General features: G+C 71.3%; 15 protein-coding genes. 7 read left to right on the forward strand and 8 right to left on the reverse strand.

What is annotated here, in order from left to right; genetic code table 11:
• Nucleotides 1-80: 80 nt before the first annotated feature.
• Entirely contained in the window at nt 81-815 is a 735-nt protein-coding gene (locus OP04_RS14135; protein WP_232323584.1) for a TIGR03936 family radical SAM-associated protein, read from the reverse strand.
• Nucleotides 816-961: 146 nt separating this feature from the next.
• On the opposite strand from OP04_RS14135, the gene OP04_RS14140 reads away from it, so the two are divergent.
• Both OP04_RS14140 and OP04_RS14145 read left to right on the forward strand, forming a co-directional pair.
• Complete coding sequence (locus OP04_RS14140; protein ID WP_033340085.1) at nt 962-2,029, forward strand: glucose-1-phosphate thymidylyltransferase; 1,068 nt, start codon at nt 962-964, stop codon at nt 2,027-2,029.
• On the forward strand, nt 2,029-2,754 hold the full coding sequence (locus OP04_RS14145) for a class I SAM-dependent methyltransferase (RefSeq protein WP_033340086.1): 726 nt from the start codon (nt 2,029-2,031) through the stop codon (nt 2,752-2,754). Before OP04_RS14140 ends, OP04_RS14145 begins: the two co-directional genes overlap by 1 nt.
• 155 nt (nt 2,755-2,909) lie before the next feature.
• On the opposite strand, the gene OP04_RS14150 is transcribed toward OP04_RS14145, so the two are convergent.
• Nucleotides 2,910-5,504, reverse strand: coding sequence for a hypothetical protein (locus OP04_RS14150; protein WP_033340087.1), 2,595 nt, complete (start codon nt 5,502-5,504; stop codon nt 2,910-2,912).
• Entirely contained in the window at nt 5,501-5,887 is a 387-nt protein-coding gene (locus tag OP04_RS14155; protein WP_033340088.1) for a GtrA family protein, read from the reverse strand. Before OP04_RS14155 ends, OP04_RS14150 begins: the two co-directional genes overlap by 4 nt.
• A gap of 91 nt (nt 5,888-5,978) precedes the next feature.
• Here OP04_RS14155 and OP04_RS14160 point away from each other — a divergent pair, with 91 nt between their 5' ends.
• Both OP04_RS14160 and OP04_RS14165 read left to right on the forward strand, forming a co-directional pair.
• Nucleotides 5,979-6,917 (forward strand): glycosyltransferase, encoded by a 939-nt coding sequence (locus tag OP04_RS14160; RefSeq protein ID WP_033340151.1) that lies wholly within the window; start codon nt 5,979-5,981, stop codon nt 6,915-6,917.
• Nucleotides 6,901-7,404: a GNAT family N-acetyltransferase gene (locus OP04_RS14165; protein WP_033340089.1), complete on the forward strand. Its 504-nt coding sequence runs from the start codon at nt 6,901-6,903 to the stop codon at nt 7,402-7,404. Before OP04_RS14160 ends, OP04_RS14165 begins: the two co-directional genes overlap by 17 nt.
• 56 nt (nt 7,405-7,460) lie before the next feature.
• Here OP04_RS14165 and OP04_RS49625 read toward each other — a convergent pair whose 3' ends face one another.
• The 3 genes from OP04_RS49625 to OP04_RS14180 form a co-directional block, all read right to left on the reverse strand.
• A complete protein-coding gene (locus OP04_RS49625) occupies nt 7,461-7,949 on the reverse strand; it encodes a hypothetical protein (protein ID WP_157239811.1) in 489 nt (162 codons plus the stop codon).
• A 72-nt stretch (nt 7,950-8,021) separates the two neighbouring features.
• Complete coding sequence (gene rffA, locus OP04_RS14175; RefSeq protein WP_232323585.1) at nt 8,022-9,179, reverse strand: dTDP-4-amino-4,6-dideoxygalactose transaminase; 1,158 nt, start codon at nt 9,177-9,179, stop codon at nt 8,022-8,024.
• 60 nt (nt 9,180-9,239) lie between these two features.
• Nucleotides 9,240-11,192, reverse strand: a complete 1,953-nt coding sequence (locus OP04_RS14180) for a TIGR03960 family B12-binding radical SAM protein (protein WP_033340090.1) — start codon at nt 11,190-11,192, stop codon at nt 9,240-9,242.
• A 175-nt stretch (nt 11,193-11,367) separates the two neighbouring features.
• Here OP04_RS14180 and OP04_RS51715 point away from each other — a divergent pair, with 175 nt between their 5' ends.
• Nucleotides 11,368-12,885 carry a hypothetical protein gene (locus OP04_RS51715; protein ID WP_157239813.1) on the forward strand — a complete coding sequence of 506 codons (1,518 nt, stop codon included), beginning with the start codon at nt 11,368-11,370 and terminating at the stop codon, nt 12,883-12,885.
• 90 nt (nt 12,886-12,975) lie between these two features.
• Entirely contained in the window at nt 12,976-14,448 is a 1,473-nt protein-coding gene (locus OP04_RS14190; protein ID WP_033340091.1) for a cryptochrome/photolyase family protein, read from the forward strand.
• Here the strand turns inward: OP04_RS14190 and OP04_RS14195 are convergent.
• The gene (locus tag OP04_RS14195; protein ID WP_033340092.1) at nt 14,445-15,122 is read right to left on the reverse strand and encodes a lysophospholipid acyltransferase family protein; all 678 of its coding nucleotides are present in this window, start codon (nt 15,120-15,122) and stop codon (nt 14,445-14,447) included. The genes OP04_RS14190 and OP04_RS14195 overlap by 4 nt on opposite strands.
• A 122-nt stretch (nt 15,123-15,244) precedes the next feature.
• On the reverse strand, nt 15,245-18,358 hold the full coding sequence (gene ileS, locus OP04_RS14200; RefSeq protein WP_033340093.1) for an isoleucine--tRNA ligase: 3,114 nt from the start codon (nt 18,356-18,358) through the stop codon (nt 15,245-15,247).
• A 316-nt stretch (nt 18,359-18,674) separates the two neighbouring features.
• Here ileS and OP04_RS14205 point away from each other — a divergent pair, with 316 nt between their 5' ends.
• Nucleotides 18,675-19,661, forward strand: coding sequence for an ABC transporter ATP-binding protein (locus tag OP04_RS14205; RefSeq protein WP_033340094.1), 987 nt, complete (start codon nt 18,675-18,677; stop codon nt 19,659-19,661).
• Nucleotides 19,662-19,712 lie beyond the last annotated feature (51 nt).

Consider the following 19,712-nt stretch of genomic DNA (forward strand, 5'->3'; position numbering starts at 1 on the left):
CCGCCGCCGTCCGATGGCCGGGAAACCCGTAAGGCGCGAATTACCGAAGTCTGCCGACGAGCGCTGGCCGGAAAACCCGGCTAGCTCCCACCGATGGTTGCCCCGTCGCGGTCCGCTGCCAGCGGGTCGACGATCTCCCCCTGCGCGGTCAGCAAGCCTTGCGCCAGCCGTGTCGCCCTCGGCGGCACCGGCGGCTCCAGGTCGGCCACCACGCGGAGGCCGGACAGGACGTCATCGGGTCGTACGGACGGGGTGACCTGCCGCACGACAAGGTCCAGTATCGCACACGGTGCGGCCCCGACCCCGGAAGGTGCGTCCCCCTCCGATTTCACCTGGATGAGGGTCACCGGCGTACGCGCGTCAAGCTGTCGCTTTCCCTGCTTGGTGAGCCGTTCGACGGAAACCTCGGGCGCGTCGCGGAACGCGGTGACCGCCTTGGTCAGCGTCTCCTCGGTGATCCCGGGGAACTCGATCCGCCAGTGCGACGCGTCGATCCGGTCCGCGAGACTGCCGGGGCCGGCCTCGACCGCCTCCAGCACGTCCAGCCCCGGTGAGAGCGAGGCGTCGAGCGCGGTGCGGACCGTCTCCGGGTCGGTACGGGTCTGCAGGCCGATCTCCAGGTATTCCGCCTCGCTGGCGACGCCGGTGGGCGCGGCGCTGGCATAGGAGATCTTGGGATGCGGCGTGAATCCCTGGGAGAACGCGATGGGGATGCCCGCCCGGCGCAGCGCCCGCTCGAACGCGCGCGCGAAGTCCCGGTGCGAGGTGAATCGGAGCGGGCCGCGCTTGGCATAGCGGATCCGGATCCGCTGCACGACGGGCGCCTGGCCCCCCTCTGGCTGTGGCTTGGGAGGAATCGTGGTGCTCCTGTCCTCTGGTGGGGTCCCGCCCATCTTCCCGTACGCGCCCCGGCGACGCGACTCGCCGTCGCCATCCGCCTACGCAGCCCGTTACATCCGGCATGAAGGCTCTGATGCTGGCCGGTGGGCGGGGCACCCGGCTGCGGCCGCTCACCCACACGTCCGCGAAGCAGTTGTTCCCGGTGGCGAACAAGCCGGTGATCTTCTACGGGCTGGAGGCGATGCGCGAGGCGGGCATCACCGAGGTCGGCGTGGTCACCGGCGAGACCGGCGCGGAGGTCCGTGCCGCGCTGGGCGACGGCTCCCGTTTCGGGCTGCGGATCACCTACATCCCCCAGGACGCGCCGCGTGGCCTGGCCCACTGCGTGCTGATCGCCCGGGAGTTCCTCGGCGACGACGACTTCGTCATGTACCTCGGCGACAACTTCCTGCTCGGCGGCGTGCAGGAGCTGGTCACCGCGTTCCGGGCCGGCGACTACGAGGCGCAGATCCTGCTCGCGGCCGTGGACGACCCGCGCTCCTACGGCGTGGCCACGCTGGGCCGCAGCGGCGAGATCGTCGGCCTGACCGAGAAGCCGGCCGAGCCGGAGAGTGACCTGGCGATCGTCGGCGTCTACCTGTTCAGCCCCGCGATCCACGAGGCGGTCCGCGCGATCGGCCCGTCCGCGCGCGGCGAGCTGGAGATCACCGACGCGGTGCAGTGGCTGATCGCGCACGGGCATCGCGTGCATTCCCACCTGGTCAGCGGCTACTGGAAGGACACCGGCCGGGCGCGCGACATCCTGGAGTGCAACCGGATGGTGCTGGAGTCGGTGGAGCCGCGGCTGGACGGCACGGTCGACGGCCGGACCGAGATCATCGGCCGCGTGGTGCTGGAGCCGGGCGCGGTGGTGGAGGAGTCCGTGCTGCGCGGGCCGATCGTGATCGGTACCGGCACGAAGATCATCCGCTCCTACGTCGGCCCGTTCACCTCGATCGCGGACAACTGCATGCTGGAGGACGCGGAGATCGAGTACTCGATCGTCTTCGACAACGCCTCGATCCGCGGCGTCTCCCGGATCGGCGAGTCGATCATCGGGCGTGACGCGCAGGTGCTGCCCGCACCGCGTACCCCCGCGGCTCATCAGTTGATCGTCGGCGACCACAGCACCGTGCGGCTGCGGGCCTGATGCGCGGCGCCGACATCCACGACACGACCGCGGTCGAGGACACCCACTGGTGGTACCGCGAACGCCGCGCGCTCCTGGCCCGCGAACTGCGCCGCCTGCGCCACCGCCCGCCCCAGCGCAAGGCGATCGAGATCGGCGCGGCCGGCGGCGGGAACTGCCTGGTCATGCGCGATTTCGGCTATGACGTGCTGGCCACGGAACACCTGCCCGAGGGCGTGGAGATCGCGCGTGCCCGGGGCCTGACCGCGATCCGGGCCGACGCGCGGGAGCTGCCGGTCGACGACGCCGGCCAGGACGTGCTGGTCGCGTTCGACGTGCTGGAACACATCGCGGAGGACGATCGCGCCGCCGCCGAGATCCACCGCGTGCTCCGGCCGGGCGGGACCGCGCTCATCGCCGTACCCGCCGACATGCGCCTGTGGTCTGTTTTCGACGAGCTCAGCGGTCACGTCCGCCGTTACGACCGGCACGGTCTCACCACGCTCATCGAGGGCGCCGGCCTGCGGATCGAGTCGCTGCGCAGCTGGAACGTGCTGCTCCGCCCCGCGGTCGCGCTCCGCCGCACGACCACCCGCCCCGCGTCCGAATCGACGCTCCGCCACGACGTCACCGCCGTCCATCCCCTGGTCAACGCCGCGCTCGGCGCCGTCGTGCGCCTCGAACGCCACCTCCCGGTCGGCGCGCTCCCCGGCGTCTCCCTGCTCCTCCGGGCCCGTCGCCCCTGAAACCACGATCAAGATCTGGATCTACCCACTCACGCCGTGGTCCGGCAGCGCTGCTCCCGCGGGCTCACCGCCCGTGGGAGCACCGGTTCAACCCGAAGATCAAAGATCCAGGCGTCATTCACGGATGACGCCTGGATCTCCGGATCGGCCGTGCCTCAGTCGGCGGACGTGACGCGGTAGCTGGCGGCGGAGGCGGGCAGTTCGTAGACGTCGCAGAGGCCGGCGGTGAAGCGCGGGATCGCGTAACGGGACAGCTCCGGTGGCGGCGTGCTGGTGCGGCGGTCGACGAGCAGCCAGCGGACGCCGTGGTCGGCGGCCAGGCGGCCCACGCTGACCGCGGACGGCATCTGGAACGCGGCGTCGTTCAGGTTGAGCAGGTCGCGGTCCCAGAACTCGACGCGGTTGACCACGGTGCCGGTGCGCGCGGCCTGCGCGTGCGCGGTCACGGTGTAGCCCCAGCCGGAGATCAGCACCCGCCGTTCCGTGTAGGCCGAGACCCAGAAGTTGCGGTTGTCGCACACCCATTGCAGCAGCGAGCGGCAGTGCACGTTCGTCGCGACCAGGTCGTCCGGACCGGAGTGGTCGCGCAGCCAGCGGCCGGCCTCGACCGCGCCCTCCGGCACCGCGGGCCGGACCTCGGACGGGTCCGCCTCCATCGGCACGTCGCGCCAGCCCTCGCGCATCGCGGCCGCGATCGGGGACGCGTAGCCGCCGACCGCGGCGGGCAGCACCATGCCGAGCATGGCCAGCCACACCGAGAACCAGGCCCGGCGGGACGGCCGCGCGCGCTTCCGGGCCCGGCCGATGCCCCAGACCAGCAGCCACACCGTGAGGCCGGCACCGGCCAGCACGCCCAGCGGCGCCAGCACCGAGCCGAACCCCTGGTTGTCGTGCGGCTCGCCGATCAGGTCGTGACCGGCCCAGACCGCGCACGCGCCGGCCGCGAGCGAGAACAGGCCCAGGGACCAGCCCCAGAGGGTACGACGTTGCGCCGTCGCCACCACCAGCCCGGCCACCGCGAGGCACCCCAGGTACGGCCGCGCCGAGTTGACGAAGTACAGCTGGCTCGCGCCCGGATGCTCGAACGTCAACGCCGCCCCGAACCCGGCCGCCACGATGCCCAGGCAGATCAGCACGCCCGGGTCGACCAGCCGGCGCGGCCGCAGCAGCATCGCCCACGCGCCGCCGACCATGCTCATCCAGAGCAGCAGCACCAGCGTGGCCAGCGTGAACGCGGGCCACCAGCCGAGCTCTGCCACGCGTTCCAGCCCGAGCTGCGCCAGCCCCTCCCCCATCGTGCCCGGCGTGGTCGCGGCCGCGCCCTCGACCGCGGTGCCACCGGTCGCGGCCGTGACGCCGAGCGGTGCCGGCGCGGCCGGGTCCGCGTCCTGCCCGCCGAACGGCACGCCGTCCATCGCGGAGTAGCGGATCGGCGCCGGCGGCCCGCCCTCGGTGCCGGGCAGCAGCGTGGCCGTGCCGGCGATGTGCCCGAGCGCGGAGTTGAGCGCGGTGGAGAGCGGCTTGACGCTGAGCCCGCCGGCCGAGTCGGAGAACAGGATGAGCTGCGCGAACACGAGCGTGACCGCGGTCAGCCCGGTGGCGGCGAGCGCGGCCCACGGCGGCCGGAACTCGCCGATCCAGCGCACGGTCACGGCCAGCACCAGCCCGGCCAGCAGCAGCGGCTGGTAGGTGGCCTTCGCGCCGGTGATCACCACGAGCAGCAGGATCAGCATGGTCCACCGGCCGGCGCCGCCGGCGTCGCGGAGCAGCTCGATCAGCAGCATCACGGCCGCGATCGCCAGCATCGCGCCGAACGTCTGGGTGGGGCTGAGCCAGAGCGCGTCCAGGATCGAGCCCTGCGGCACCGAGGCGGGCAGGTGCTGGTACGGGTTGAACGGCGCCCCGACCAGCGGCAACAGCGCCGCGAGCGGCCCGGCCCACCACGGCACCGGGTGACGGAACTCGCCGACCAGCTTCGTGGCCAGCACCGCGGTGCCGAGCACGAAGATCAGCGCCATCGGCAGCAGGCTCAGCCGCAGCAGCAGCACCTGCAGCTCGATGCCGGTCCCCCAGCTGGTCGCGGCCAGGTCCGCGTAGACGAACCAGTGGTAGTGCAGCGGCTCGCCGATCAGGTACGGGATCTGCGGCGGCGCGTGGTTCTTCAGCTCGCCGGCCAGCGCCAGGTGGAACGGCATGTCCACGTAGGGCGAGCCGACCGACGGCCAGTCCAGCCCGTGTGACCGGAAGAACTTCGCGGCGGTCCAGCCGAGCACCAGCAGGCAGACGCCGGCGACGCCCCACGCCCAGCGGCGCGGCACCGGCTCGCCCGATCCGCGCCAGAACCGGCGCAGCGGCTTGACCAGCACGAACGCGAGCAGGATCACGCCGGGCAGCGCGGGGGCGAGCCGCGGCTGGTCGACGCCGCGTGCGACCACGTACCCGATGATCTCCAGGGAGTAGCCGATCGCGGCGCCGCCGGCCACGTCGGCCGGGAGCGTGCCCGCGCCGCGGCGCAGCGCGCGCCAGACCAGCGTGCCGGGGAGCAGCACCGCGAACGTCAGATATCCGGAGAACGCCGCGATGTCGCGCGTGCTCACGCCGTACCAGCGAAGAACGGCGGTGATGACGGCCGCGGTGAGCACGGCCGGGAGCAGGCGCACCACCAGGTCGGCGGTGCGGGCGATCCGGCCGGGGCGCGGCGGCGTGGCGGCGGTCCCGGCGGGCTCCGCGCGGGTGAGCGTGGCGGTCACCGGAACGACCAGCCGCGGTGCAGCTGATACGTGATCAGCGGGGCCACCACGATGATCAGCGCCTGGGCCGGCAGCACCGGCAGTCCGGCGGCCTCGACCAGCAGCGGCAGCCCGAACAGGGTGCAGGCCAGGCTGCCCAGCGAGACCAGGTAGAACCGGATCAGCCCGCCCGGCCAGGACCCGGTCGCACCGAAGATCCGCCGGTAGACCGGGTAGGTGAGCACCGCGGTCGCCGCGTTCGCGAGCACGGCGAGCAGCAGGTACGGCGTGCGGTGCCCGGCGATCAGCCACCCTGCGGAGAACAGCCCGTAGTAGACGACCGCGCCGGAACTCCCGGCGAGAACGTAGTGAGCGCGTCGGTCGTTGAGCAGGGGGCGGAGCAAACGCCTCCGCCGGCCGGTCGCGTGCGCGGTGCAAGTCACGCGTGTTTCAACGATCCACCGGGCCGGACGGTGGCCTGGTAGAGGGGTGTGGATGCGGATCTCGGTGGTCGTACCCTGCTACCGCTCCGCCGCGACGCTGCCGCCGCTGGTGGCGCAGCTCGGCGAGTTCCTGGACGGGCACGAGGTGGTGCTGGTCGTCGACGACGACGGCGGCACCGAGACGTGGGCGGCCGCGTCCGCGCTGGCCAGAGCGCACCCGGAGGTCCGGGCGATCCGGCTGGCCCGCAACTTCGGCCAGCACGGCGCGCTGCTGGCCGGCCTGCGCGCGGCCCGGCACGAGGTGATCGTGACCATGGACGACGACCTGCAGCACCCGCCGTCCGAGATCCCGCGCCTGCTGGCCGCGCTCACCGACGACGTGGACCTGGTCTACGGCGTGCCCGAGGCGGAGGAGCACGGCCTGCTCCGCAACGCCGCGTCCCGCCTGGTCAAGGCCGGCATGGCCGGCACCATGGGGGTGCGCAACGCACGGCTGGTCGGCGCGTTCCGGGCCTTCCGCGCGTTCCTGGTGCAGGGGCTGGACGGCGTGCGCGGCCCCGGGACCGCGATCGACGTGGGACTGTCCTGGGGCACCACGCGGGTGGCCGCGGTCCGGGTGCGGATCGTGCCGCGCGAGGCCGGGCGGTCCGGCTACACGCTCGGCCGGCTGCTGCGGCACGCGGCGGACCTGGCGTTCGGCTACTCGACCGCGCCGCTGCGGCTGGTGACGTACGCCGGGTTTCTGGTCGGGCTGGGCGGCCTCGGCCTGTTCGCGCGCCTGATCTGGGCCTACGCGTCCGGCGAGACCCGGATCGCCGGCTTCACCACGATCGCGTCCATGGTGGCGTTCTCCTCGTCCGCCGTGATGATCGCGGTGGGCGTGCTGGGCGAGTACATCGGGCGCATCCACACCACCGGCAGCGGCCGGCCCGGTTACGTGATCCGCGAGCAGGTGGAGGGCCAGGTGACGTCCCGTGCTGCGACCCGCTGAGCCGCGCGACGCCGAGAACGTGCGCCGGTGGCGCAACCACCCCGAGGTCCGCGCCCAGTTCCTCTTCCGCGACGTCATCTCACCGGACGGGCATCGCGTCTGGTGGGAACGCGTGGCCGCGGACCCGGCCGCGCGCGTGCTGATCTACGAGCACGACGGCGAGGGCGTCGGCGCGGTCACCTTCAAGGATCACGACCCGCTCACCCGTACCGCCGAGTGGGGTTTCTTCCTTGATCTTGAATCTTTGCGACCTCGTGGCGCGCTCTTCGGCGCCTGGATCGGCCTCGAACAGGCCGCCATCCGTTACGCGCTGGACGATCTCGGTCTCGCCGTCCTCGGCGCCCGCACGCTGTCCGGCAACAAGCCGGTCCTGGCCCTCCACCGCCGCAACGGTTTCGTCGAGGTCCCCGAGAAGCACTACACCACCACCATCGACGGTACGCCGACGCGCGTCCTCTGGCTGGAGCTGCACAGCCGGGACAGCTGATCAGTCGGCCCACCGCCGCCGGATGGAGTCCCACCGCCCGGACACGGTCCGGCCGCTCAGCACAGGATCGAGACATTCCCCCACAGCAGGCCGGCACCATTTCCCGCCTGCACTCCGTAACCACGGGCGTGGCGCGACAGCACCCGCTCGAGAATCGCCGTCGAGATCTGCTCGCGCGAGAGGGCGTCCCGCACGAGACCGGCCAGATGCCCACGATCGATGCGCTCTCCGGCAAGGTCATCGACAACGCGGCTCGCCGTGTTCACCGGCAGCCCGTCGACCAGGCTCCAGTCGTCCGCCGTCACGGTGCCGCGGTGCAGGCGCACGTCCGTGCGACGCGTCTGTCGACGCCGCGGAATCGTGAACTCCATGACATCGGCTGCCATGTGGCCGAGTCCACGTACCCGCGCCGCCGACCGGAACGACACGACATCGACCTCCGGCTCGGCGATCCGTTTCCCTGCGGCGCGAGCGGGGTCGAGGCCGAGCCAGGCGACTCGTAGATCTTCATGTTCGTGGATAGGGCTACCGGCCAGGCGATACACGCCATGAGCCAGGCGGATGAGATCTCCAGAGGTGGCCAGCCCGTTTCACCCGGAAGGTCTCCGCGCGACGGGTCAGCGGCGGTAGCTGGTGACCGCGTCGGTGACCTGGTCGAGTTCGGAGGCGGTCATGCCGGCGAAGAGGGGGAGGCGGACGAGGCGGTCGGCGACGTCCTCGGTGACGGGGCAGCCGCCGGGGGCGGTGCGACCGTAGCGACGGCCGGCCGGGGCCGCGTGCAGGGGCTGGTAGTGGAAGGTGGCCTGGACGCCGCGGTGGCCCAGGTGGCGGATGAACTCCTGCCGGTCCAGGACGTCGCGCATCAGCAGCTGGTAGAGGTGGGCCGGGTGCTCGCAGCCGACCGGGACGACCGGCCGCCCGACGTCCAGCGACGACGCCCACGATGCCAGCCGGGTGTCGTAGGCGGACCAGACCGCGTGCCGCCGGCGCTGGATGTCGTCGAACGCCTCCAGCTGCGCGGTGAGGAACGCGGCCAGCAGGTCCGCGGGCAGGTAGGACGAGCCGACGTCGACCCACCGGTACTTGTCGACCATGCCGCGGAAGAACTGGCTGCGGTTCGTGCCCTTCTCCCGGACGATCTCGGCGCGGGAGAAGTAGCTGAGATCGTTGAAGATCAGCGCGCCGCCCTCGCCGCACTGCACGTTCTTGGTCACGTGGAAGCTCTGCGTGGCCAGCGCGCCGAACGAGCCGAGCGGCCGCCCGCGGTACGTCCCGCCGAGCCCGTGCGCGTTGTCCTCGATCACGGTCAGGCCGTGCCGGGCCGCGAGCGCCGTGATCGAGTCCATCTCGCAGCCCACGCCGCCGTAGTGCACGACCACGATCGCCCTGGTACGCGACGTGATCGCGTCCTCGATCCGGCGCTCGTCGATGTTCAGCGTGTCCGGCCGGCAGTCCACGAAGACCGGCACGGCGCCGCGCAGCGCGAACGCGTTCGCGGTGGAGACGAACGTGAACGACGGCATGATCACCTCGTCGCCCGGCCGCAGGTCGAGCAGGATCGCGGCCATCTCCAGCGCGTGCGTGCAGGACGTGGCGAGCAGCGCCTCCGGCGCGTCGACGAGGCGACTGAGCAGGCCGGTGGCGCGCGCGGTGAACGGTCCGTCACCGGAGAGCGCGCCGAGCCCGATCGCCTCGCCGACGTACTCCCGTTCAAGCCCGCACAGGTACGGCCGGTTGAACGGGATTCCGGTCAGAGGGGTCAGCGTCGCGGTCACCCCGCTAACGCTAATGCCCCTATTTCACGAAAAGCGTGATCAAAACGGACTAGTAACCCGTCAGTGTGCGTGAACCCTCGGGCCGGACGAGTTCAGCGGCGTCAGCGGGAGCAGCTTCTTACCGGTCGGGCCGATCTGGATCTCGGTGTCCATCGACGGGCACACTCCGCAGTCGAAGCACGGCGTCCAGCGGCAGTCGTCCTGCTCGAACTCGCTCTTCGAGTCCATCCAGTCCTGCCACAGCCAGTCCTTGTCCAGCCCGGAGTCCAGGTGGTCCCAGGGGAGCACCTCGTCCTCGAGCCGCTCCCGCGTGGTGTACCAGTCGATGTCCACGCCCAGTCCCGGCAGCACCTCGGCCGAGGACTCGATCCAGCGCTGGTACGAGAAGTGCTCGTTCCACCCGTCGAACCGGCCGCCCTTCTCCCACACCCGCCGGATCACCGCGCCGACCCGCCGGTCACCGCGCGAGAGCAGGCCCTCGATCAGCGACGGCTCGCCGTCGTGGTACCGGTAGCCGATCGCGCGGCCCAGCGAACGGTCACTGTTGATCGCCTGCTTGAGCAGCCGGAGCCGGTTGTCGATCACCTCGGGCCGGTCCATCTTCGCCCACTGGAACGGCGTGTGCGGCTTCGGCACGAACCCGCCGATGCTCACGGTGCAGCGGATGTCCTTGGACCCGGTCGCGGCGCGGCCCGCCTTGATCACCTCGTGCGCGAGCCGGGCGATCTGCAGGACGTCCTCGTCCTCCTCGGTCGGCAGGCCGCACATGAAGTACAGCTTCACCTGCCGCCAGCCGTTCGTGTACGCCGTGACCACGGTGTTGATCAGGTCTTCCTCGCTGACCATCTTGTTGATCACGCGACGGATGCGCTCGGAGCCGCCCTCCGGCGCGAACGTCAGGCCGGTGCGCCGCCCGTTGCGGGACAGCTCCTGCGCCAGCTCGATGTTGAACGCGTCCACCCGGGTCGACGGCAGCGAGAGCGACACGTTCGTCCCCGCGTACTGCTCGGCGAGGCCGGAGCACATGTCGCCGATCTCGGTGTGGTCCGCGCTGGACAGCGACAGCAGGCCCACCTCCGAATATCCGGAGAACTCCAGGCCGTCGCGGACCATCTGGCCCACGGTGGTGATCGAGCGCTCGCGGACCGGGCGGGTGATCATGCCGGCCTGGCAGAAGCGGCAGCCGCGCGTGCAGCCGCGGAAGATCTCCACCGCGTACCGCTCGTGCACGGACTCGGCCAGCGGCACGATCGGCTTCTTCGGGTACGGCCACGCGTCCAGGTCCATGGTGGTGCGCTTGTGGATGCGCGCCGGCACGCCCGCCCGGTTCGGCACGATCCGGTGGATCCGGCCGTCCTCCAGGTAGTCGACGTCGTAGAAGCGCGGCACGTAGACGCTCTCGGTCTTCGCCAGGCGCAGCAGGATCTCGTCCCGGCCGCCGGGCGAGCCCTCGGCCTTCCACGCCCGCACGATGGCGGTGATCTCGAGGACCGCCTCCTCGCCGTCGCCCAGCACCGCGGCGTCGATGAAGTCCGCGATCGGCTCCGGGTTGAACGCGGCGTGCCCGCCGGCCACGACGATCGGGTGCTCGTCGCCGCGCAGCGCCGCGTCCAGCGGGATGCCGGCCAGGTCCAGCGCGGTCAGCAGGTTCGTGTACCCCAGCTCGGTCGCGAACGACAGGCCCAACAGGTCGAAAGCCCCTACCGGCCGGTGCGCGTCCACGGTGAACTGGGAGACGCCCCGCTCGCGCATCAGCGCCTCGAGGTCCGGCCACACCGCGTAGGTGCGCTCGGCCAGCACGTCCGGCTGCTCGTTGAGCACCTCGTAGAGGATCTGGACGCCCTGGTTCGGAACGCCCACCTCGTAGGCGTCCGGGTACATCAGCGCCCAGCGCACGGTCGCGGCGTCCCAGTCCTTGGTGACCGCGCCGAGCTCGCCGCCGACGTACTGGATCGGCTTGCTGATCAGCGGCAGCAGCTGCTCCAGCTGGGGCCACACCGAAACCACGCTCATGAAACCTCCCGGATCAACCACCCAGGGTACGCGGCTGCCGTGACCGCACCCCGACCCGCACCCGCCCGGAACGCCGTCCCGAGCCGCGCTGGCCGGGCGGGGTTAACCTCGCCTGTAGGGCCCGCGGGGCGGCCCGCGGACCTGTGACCCCTTCAGCGGCGAGGAGACCTGAGCGATGGCGGAAGATCGGCCGGACCGCCACCCGGATCCCGACCCGACGGCCGTGGAAAACCCATCAACCCCATCCGGGGGTACGGATGGGAGCGCGCCGGACACGGCGAGGACGTCTGCGCCGGAGCCTGCGGGCACGGCCGGGCAGGACGCCGCCGGGTCCGGTGGAGCCGGGCACGCTCCCGCCGCCGGCGCGAGAACCGCCGCCGCGGACGGGCCCGCCACGCCGGACGCGCCCGCACAATCGGACTCTGACGACGACGATGACGCGCCGACCGAGAAGTCCCGTCCGGCCGCGTGGCGTGGTGCGGCCGCGGTGCCGCCACCCGGGCCGAAGAAGCGCCGCCGGTTCGGTCTCGGGCGCGACGACGACGCGCCGGCGCCGGACCCCACGCCGGAGAAGCCACTGGACCCGACGCTGGACCTGCCCGCCCCGGTCGACCCGTGGGAGGGCTCGACCTCGTGGGAGGAGCACCAGGCGGGCCAGGAGCACTACGACTACCCGGCGCCGCCGCTGCACCCGACCAGGATCGACCGGCCGGACATGCCGCGCACCACGATCGACCGCCCGGCCGCCACCCCGCCGGGCCCGCCTCCGTCCCGCCGGCAGCAGCCGCCACAGCCGCCCCGGGCGCCGCAGCCGCCACCCCGGTCGCACACGCCCCAGGCCCCTCCCCCGCAGCCGCCCCGGTCACAGGCGCCGCCGCCCCGGTACGCGCCCCCGCCGCAGTACGCCCCGCCGCCCTCCTACGCGCGCCCGCAGCAGCCGCCGCCCCCGCCGCCCGCGGCGCAGAGCCGGCCGGCGCCGCCGAGCGCGCCCGTCGTACCCCCGAAGAAGAAGGAGAAGCGGAAGAAGGATCGCCGGCCCGCCGCGCGCCCGCAGCTGCCGCCGGGATATCCACCGCCGGGATATCCGCCGCCGACCGCGGCCCGCCGCCCCCGGCGCCGTCGCCGCCGCTGGCCGATGGTGCTGCTCACCATGCTGCTGCTGACCGTGGCGTGCTGCTGCGGTGTGCCGGCGTACTTCGGGACGCCGCTGTGGCAGCAGTACCCGGCGAAGGCGTCGATGGCGGCCGAGATCTCGGACCTGTCGCTGCGCTCCGGCCAGGAGGCGGACGAGACCACGCGGACGCTGGAGGCCGAGATGCGCGGCGAGCACCTGCTGGCCGAGAGCACGTTCGCCGGCGTCTACGGCGACGACGCGGGCAAGCGCGTGACGGTCTACGGCATGACCGGTTTCCGCTGGTCGCCGGAGACCGATCTGGAGGGCGAGATGACGCGGCTGACCGAGCAGTACGGCCTGTCCGGCGTCGAGCCGGTGGACGTGGGCGAGGTCGGCGGCTTCCAGCGCTGCGGCACCGGCCAGGCCGACGGCGGGACCGTGGTGGTGTGCGGCTGGGCCGATCACGGCAGCCTGGGCACCGTGGTCCTCACCCGTCGCTCCGTGCAGGACAGCGCCGCGCTGACGACCCGGATCCGCCAGTCCGTCATCATCCGTGAGCAGATCTCCATCTCTGTGTGACCGGAGTGCAAGTTGCATGTGACCTGAACCACATAGATAAACGGTGCGTCACCGACGGATCGAACGTGCGGCGGGGAAAGAATTCGTCGCATGCGGCGCTGGCTGTTCGGAGACCAACTGGGGCCGCACTTTCTCGACGACCCGCACCAGACGGTGCTGATGGTGGAGTCCCGCGCGGTCTTCGAACGACGCGCGTTCCACCGGCAGAAGGCGCACCTGACGCTCTCCGCGATGCGGCACCGGGCCGCTGAGCTGGGCGATCGGGCGCTCTACCTGAGGACGCGGACGTACGGTGAGGCGGTGCAGCTGGCCGGCGAGCCGGTCGACGTCTGCGCGCCCACCACGCTGCGCGCCCGGAAGCTGGTCAATGCGCTGGACGGTGTAACCGTTCTCCCTCCGCGCGGCTACGTGACCAGCGGGGACGACTTCGGCGGCTGGGCCGACGCGCGGCGCGGCACGCTCCGGATGGAGGACTTCTACCGGTTCGCCCGGCAGCGGCACGCCGTGCTGATGGAGCCGGACGGGACTCCCGCCGGTGGGAAGTGGAACCTGGACGCGGACAACCGGAACCCGCCGCCGCGCGACGCCGACCGCCTGGACGTGCCCCCGGCGCCGGAGATCGTCGAGGACGAGATCGACGCCGAGGTCCGCGCGGACCTGGACCGCTGGCAGGCCGAGGGCGTCGAGTTCACCGGCGTGGACGGCCCGCGGTTGTTCCCGGCCACGCGGAAGGAGGCGCTGGCCCGGCTGCGGCACTTCGTCACGCACCGGCTGCCGCACTTCGGCCCGCACGAGGACGCCATGCTCTCCGGCGACCCGTTCATGGCGCACAGCATGCTGTCCAGCAGCTTCAACCTGGGCCTGCTCGACCCGGTGGAGGCGATCGGCCGCGCCGAGAAGGCGTACCGGGACGGTGCCGTGCCGCTGGCCAGCGCGGAGGGCTTCATCCGGCAGCTGATCGGCTGGCGCGACTACGTCTGGCACCTCTACTGGTACTTCGACGCCGGCTACCGGTCCGTCAACGAGCTGAACGCGCGCAACCGGCTGCCCGACTGGTTCATAAACCTCGACGCCGACGCGGTCGAGGCCGCCTGCCTGTCGGACGTGTTGTCCGGCGTACGCGATCGTGGCTATGTGCACCACATCCCGCGCCTGATGGTGCTGGGCAACTACGCGCTGCAGCGAGGCTGGCGGCCGTCCGCGATGGTCGACTGGTTCCACCGGAACTTCGTGGACGGCTTCGAGTGGGTGATGGTGGCGAACGTGGTCGGCATGAGCCAGTACGCCGACCTCGGGAAGATCACCACGAAGCCGTACGCGGCCGGCGGCAACTACATCAACCGGATGAGCGACTACTGCGGCGGCTGCCGCTACGACCCGCGCACCCGCCTGGGCGAGAACGCCTGCCCGTTCACGGCCGGCTACTGGACGTTCCTGCACCGCGCGCAGGACCGGCTGTCCGGCAACGTCCGGATGATGCGGTCGCTGCAGCAGCTGGAGACCATCCACGACCTGGACCAGGTCATCGCCCAGGAGCAGGCGCGCGGCTCCAAGGCCCCTTAGACCGCCTGCTTGTCCTTCGGCGGCGCGTAGCGGGGCACGTACTCCTGGCCGGTCAGCTTCTGGATCTCGGTCATGACCTCGTCCGTCATGGCGCGCAGGCCCAGCGTGTCCGTGTCCCGGCCGGTGAAGTCCATCGGCTTGCCGAACCGGATCGTGGCGCCGCTCGGGGCCATCCGCGGCAGGCGCTGGCCGATCGGCTGCATCTTCTCGGTGCCGGTCACGCCGACCGGGATGACCGGGACGCCGGCCATGGTGGCGAGCCGGACCGCGCCGGTGCGGCCCTTGTAGAGGCGGCCGTCCGGGGACCGGGTGCCCTCCGGGTAGACCACGACCTGGCCGCCGCGCTGCAGCAGCGGGACCGCGGCGTCGAACGCGGCGAGCGCGGCCCGGCCGCCGGCCCGCTCGACCGGGATCGCGCCGAGCGCCTGGAGCAGGTGCTTGACGAAGAACCCGTTGAAGCCGGTGCCGCGGAAGTACTCGGCCTTGGCCCAGAACGCCAGGTGCCGCGGCACGACCACGCCGGACAGCACCTCGTCCGCCACGGACAGGTGGTTGCTGGCGAACACCACGCCACCGGAGTCCGGGATGTTCTCACGGCCCTCGACCGTCGGCTGCCAGATCAGGTTCAGAAGCGGACCAACCGTGACCTTGCCGACCGAATAGAGCGCTGGCACCCTAGACCCTCCTGCGACGTGGATCCCCCAAGGCGGGGCGATCACACGGTAGCCGACCGGCGTCGAAAAGAAAGCACCCCGTGCCCCTGATAACAGCGGGCACGGGGTGCTATTACGCCACCTCAGCGCACGACGCGGACGACGACCTCCTCGCCGTCGCCGACCTCGCCCCTGAACCCGGTGAGGCCGGGCTCGGACGCGAAGACCACGTCGTCCGCGAGCACCTCGCCGGCCACGAAGTCCCGGTACGCCCGGACCGCCGCGACCACCTCGTCCGACGCGGAGAGCGTCACGGTGATCCGGTCCGACACGTTCAGGTCCGCGTCCCGGCGGGCCTGCTGCACGACGCGGACCACGTCCCGGGCCAGGCCCTCGGCGGCCAGTTCCGGCGTGACCACGGTGTCGAGCACGACCACGCCGCCGTTGGACAGCGTCGCCGAGTTCTCCACGTCGACCGCGACCAGCTTCAGCTCGAACTCGCCGTCCTGCAGCGTGACGCCGGCCGCGACCGGCGCGCCGTCGACGAGCTCCCAGTTGCCGGTCTTGACCGCCTTGATCACCTGCTGGACCGCGCCGCCGACGCGCGGGCCGAGCGCCCGCGGCACGACCGTGAGGACCTGCCTGCAGTAGTCCGCGACCTGCGTGGTGAACACGACCTGCTTGACGTTGACCTCGTCCGCGATCAGCTCCCGGAACGCTTCCAGCGAGGACGCGTCCGGCGTGGCCACGGTCAGCGTGGGCAGCGGCAGCCGGACCCGCAGCGCGCGGGCCTTGCGCAGCGACAGCGCGCCGGAGCAGACGTCCCGGACCGAGTCCATGGCCGCGACCAGCGCGTGGTCGGCCGGGAACTCCTCCGCGGACGGCCAGTCCGTGAGGTGCACCGAGCGCTCGCCGGTCAGGCCGCGCCAGATCTCCTCGCTGGTCAGCGGCGCGAGCGGCGCCACCACCCGGGCGAGCGTCTCCAGCACGGTGTAGAGCGTGTCGAACGCGTCGGCGTCGCCCTCCCAGAACCGGTCGCGGGACCGGCGCACGTACCAGTTGGTCAGCGCGTCCAGGTAGGACCGCACGCTCGCACAGGCGCCCGAGATGTCGTAGTCGTCCAGCTGGCGCTGGACGGCCGCGACCAGCTCACCGGTCTTGGCCAGGACATAACGGTCGAGCACGTTCGTGCTGTCCGTGCGCCGCTTCGCCTCGTAGCCCTCCGCGTTCGCGTAGAGCGAGAAGAAGTACCAGACGTTCCACAGCGGGAGCAGCACCTGCCGGACCGCGTCGCGGATCGCGACCTCGGTGACCGGCATGTCGCCGCCGCGCAGCACCGGCGAGGACATCAGCATCCAGCGCATCGCGTCCGACCCGTGCGAGTCGAACACGCCGTACACGTCCGGGTAGTTCTTCAGGCTCTTGGACATCTTGCGCCCGTCCTCGCCGAGCAGGATGCCGTGGCTGAGGCAGTTGCGGAACGCGGGCCGGTCGAAGAGCGCGGTGGCCAGCACGTGCATGGTGTAGAACCAGCCGCGGGTCTGGCCGATGTACTCGACGATGAAGTCACCCGGGTAGTGGTTGTCGAACCACTCCGCGTTCTCGAACGGGTAGTGCACCTGCGCGAACGGCATCGAGCCGGACTCGAACCAGCAGTCCAGCACCTCCGGCACCCGGCGCATGGTGGACTGCCCGGTCGGGTCGTCCGGGTTCGGCCGGGTCAGCTCGTCCACGAACGGCCGGTGCAGGTCCTCGATCGTCACACCGAAGTCCCGCTCCATGTCCGCGTAGGAGCCGTAGACGTCCACGCGCGGGTAGTTCGGGTCGTCCGACTTCCAGACCGGGATCGGGGAGCCCCAGAACCGGTTCCGGCTGATCGACCAGTCGCGCGCGTTCGCCAGCCACTTGCCGAACGAGCCGTCCTTGATGTGCGACGGCGTCCAGTTGATCTCCTGGTTCAGCTCGACCATCCGGTCCCGGAACGTGGAGACGGCCACGAACCAGGACGAGACCGCCTTGTAGACCAGCGGGGTCTCACAGCGCCAGCAGTGCGGGTACGAGTGCGTGTACGTGTCCTGCCGGAGCAGCACCCCTCTGTCGCGAAGCAGCCGGATGATCGGCTTGTTGACGTCGAAGACCTGCTCGCCCTGGAAGTCCGGGACCAGCGCGGTGAACCGGGTGTGCTCGTCCACGGTCACGATGGTCGGGATGCCGGCCTCGTTGCAGGCGTTCTGGTCGTCCTCGCCGAACGCGGGCGCCATGTGCACCACGCCGGTGCCGTCCTCGGTGGTGACGAACTCCGCGCCGAGCACCTGGAACGCGTTCGGCCCGGCCTGCTCGACCAGGTAGTCGAAGAGCGGCGTGTACCGCTTCCCGACCAGCTCCGAGCCCTGCACGGTGCCGACCTGCGCGAAGCCCTCCAGCTCCTTGGCGTAGGCCGCGACCCGCGACTCGCCCAGCAGGAACTTCTCGCTGTCCTTCTCCAGCACGGCATACGTGATGTCCGGGCCGACGGCCAGTGCCAGGTTCGACGGCAGCGTCCACGGCGTCGTCGTCCAGACGCCGATCTTCTCGCCGGAGTCCAGCTGGAACCAGACCGTCACGGACGGGTCCTGCCGGTCGCGGTAGGTGTCGTCCATCCGGGTCTCGGTGTTCGACAACGGCGTCTCACAGCGCCAGCAGTACGCCAGCACCCGGAAACCCTCGTAGACCAGCCCCTTCTCGTGCAGCGACTTGAACGCCCACATCACGGACTCCATGTAGTCCGGGTCGAGCGTCTTGTAGTCGTTCTCGAAGTCGACCCAGCGGGCCTGGCGCGTGACGTACCGCTCCCAGTCGTTGGTGTACTTCAGCACGGACGCCTTGCAGGCGTCGTTGAACTTCTGCACGCCCAGGTCGAGGATCTCCGCCTTGGTGGAGATGCCGAGCTGCTTCTCCGCCTCGACCTCCGCGGGCAGTCCGTGCGTGTCCCAGCCGAACCGCCGCTCGACCCGCCGGCCGCGCATCGTCTGGTAGCGCGGGACCAGGTCCTTCACGTAACCGGTGAAGAGGTGCCCGTAGTGCGGGAGGCCGTTGGCGAACGGGGGGCCGTCGTAGAAGACGTACTCGTTCTTGCCGTCGTCTCCGGAAGGTCTGGCGTCGACGGAGGCTTCGAAGGTCTTGTCGGACGCCCAGTAGTCCAGGACGCCGCGCTCGACCGCCGGCAGGTCCGGGCTGGCCGGCACGCCGGGTGTCGCAGCGTTCTTGGGGTACGCCATCGGAGGTCGCTTCCTACTCGCAGCCTGCACAAACAAGGACTGCGAGGACGAACCCGGAGGTCCGCGGTACCACCCCGCTTGGTGATCGTGGAACGACCACCCGCTCAAGTCGGCTGTGACGGGCCGTCCCGTCCGGTTCTACTAGGCGCGTCACGCCGTTCTTCCGGAGGCTCCCCGGTGATGGCCGGATCGACGCCTTGCTGCCCCCAAGAGTACCCACCCCCGCGGGACGTTCTCATCCGAGTTACCGGCACCGCCTTCGATCATGGGCGAATCACGTTCGCACAGATATTCGAAAGCACCTACGGTCACCCCCATGGACTATGCGATCGAGGCTGAAGGGCTGCGGCGCACCTACCGCAGCCGTACGGGGTGGCTGAGACCGAGGACGACCGAGGTGCACGCGGTGCGCGGCGTGGACCTGACGGTCGGGCGAGGCGAACTGTTCGGCCTGCTCGGCCCGAACGGCGCCGGCAAGACGACCACGATCAAGATGCTGAACACGCTGCTCATCCCGTCCGCCGGCACGGCCCGGATCTGCGGTTTCGACGTGGTGAAACAGACGCGCGAGGTCCGGCGGCGGATCGGCTACGTGTTCGGCGGCGACCGGGGCCTCTACGAGCGTCTCACCGCGCTGGACAACCTGCGCTACTTCGCGGAGCTCTACGGCGTGCCCGCCCGCGACCAGAAACGCCGGATCGCCGAGCTGCTGGAGCTGGTCAAGCTGACCGGCCGGGAGAACGAGCGGGTCGAGGGCTACTCGCGCGGCATGCGGCAGCGGCTGCACATCGCGCGCGGCCTGCTGCACGAGCCCGAGGTGATCTTCCTGGACGAGCCGTCGATCGGCGTCGACCCGGTGGCCGCGCGCGACCTGCGCGCGACCGTGGCGAACCTGGCCGCCACCGGCACGACCGTGCTGCTGACCACCCACTACATGGCGGAGGCGGACGAGCTCTGCGACCGGATCGCGGTCATCTCCGAGGGCGAGATCCAGGCGCTGGGCACGCCCGCGGAGCTGCGCCACCGCGCGGACGGGCGCCGCGTGCTGGAGATCGAGGCCTACGGCGTACCCACTGATGCCCTTGAAGATCTTCAAAAGCTTCCGGGGGTACGGGAGGCAGCCGTCGAAGAACGCGGACAGGTGCAGGTCGTGACCGTGCAGTCGGACGCGGACGCGGATGTCCAGGCGGACGTGCTGCGCCGGCTGAACGGCGTGCGGATCGGCCGGGTGACGTCCCGTGAGCCGACGCTGGAGGACGCCTACGTGGCGATCATCGCGGCTGCGTCGCGGGTGGCCGCATGAGCGAGCTTGCGAGCGAATCATGGGCTCAGTGCCTGAATTCATGCCGATGGG

The organism is Catenuloplanes japonicus (assembly GCF_000717135.1).
GTDB lineage: Bacteria > Actinomycetota > Actinomycetes > Mycobacteriales > Micromonosporaceae > Catenuloplanes > Catenuloplanes japonicus.

What these genes read in the sequence shown, in the direction of transcription:
- OP04_RS14140 (WP_033340085.1), top strand. Translation starts at nt 962, where the DNA reads ATGAAGGCTCTGATGCTGGCCGGTGGGCGGGGCACCCGGCTGCGGCCG.
- OP04_RS14145 (WP_033340086.1), top strand. Translation starts at nt 2,029, where the DNA reads ATGCGCGGCGCCGACATCCACGACACGACCGCGGTCGAGGACACCCAC.
- OP04_RS14160 (WP_033340151.1), top strand. Translation starts at nt 5,979, where the DNA reads ATGCGGATCTCGGTGGTCGTACCCTGCTACCGCTCCGCCGCGACGCTG.
- OP04_RS14180 (WP_033340090.1), bottom strand. Translation starts at nt 11,192, where the DNA reads ATGAGCGTGGTTTCGGTGTGGCCCCAGCTGGAGCAGCTGCTGCCGCTG.
- OP04_RS51715 (WP_157239813.1), top strand. Translation starts at nt 11,368, where the DNA reads ATGGCGGAAGATCGGCCGGACCGCCACCCGGATCCCGACCCGACGGCC.
- OP04_RS14190 (WP_033340091.1), top strand. Translation starts at nt 12,976, where the DNA reads ATGCGGCGCTGGCTGTTCGGAGACCAACTGGGGCCGCACTTTCTCGAC.
- ileS (WP_033340093.1), bottom strand. Translation starts at nt 18,358, where the DNA reads ATGGCGTACCCCAAGAACGCTGCGACACCCGGCGTGCCGGCCAGCCCG.
- OP04_RS14205 (WP_033340094.1), top strand. Translation starts at nt 18,675, where the DNA reads ATGGACTATGCGATCGAGGCTGAAGGGCTGCGGCGCACCTACCGCAGC.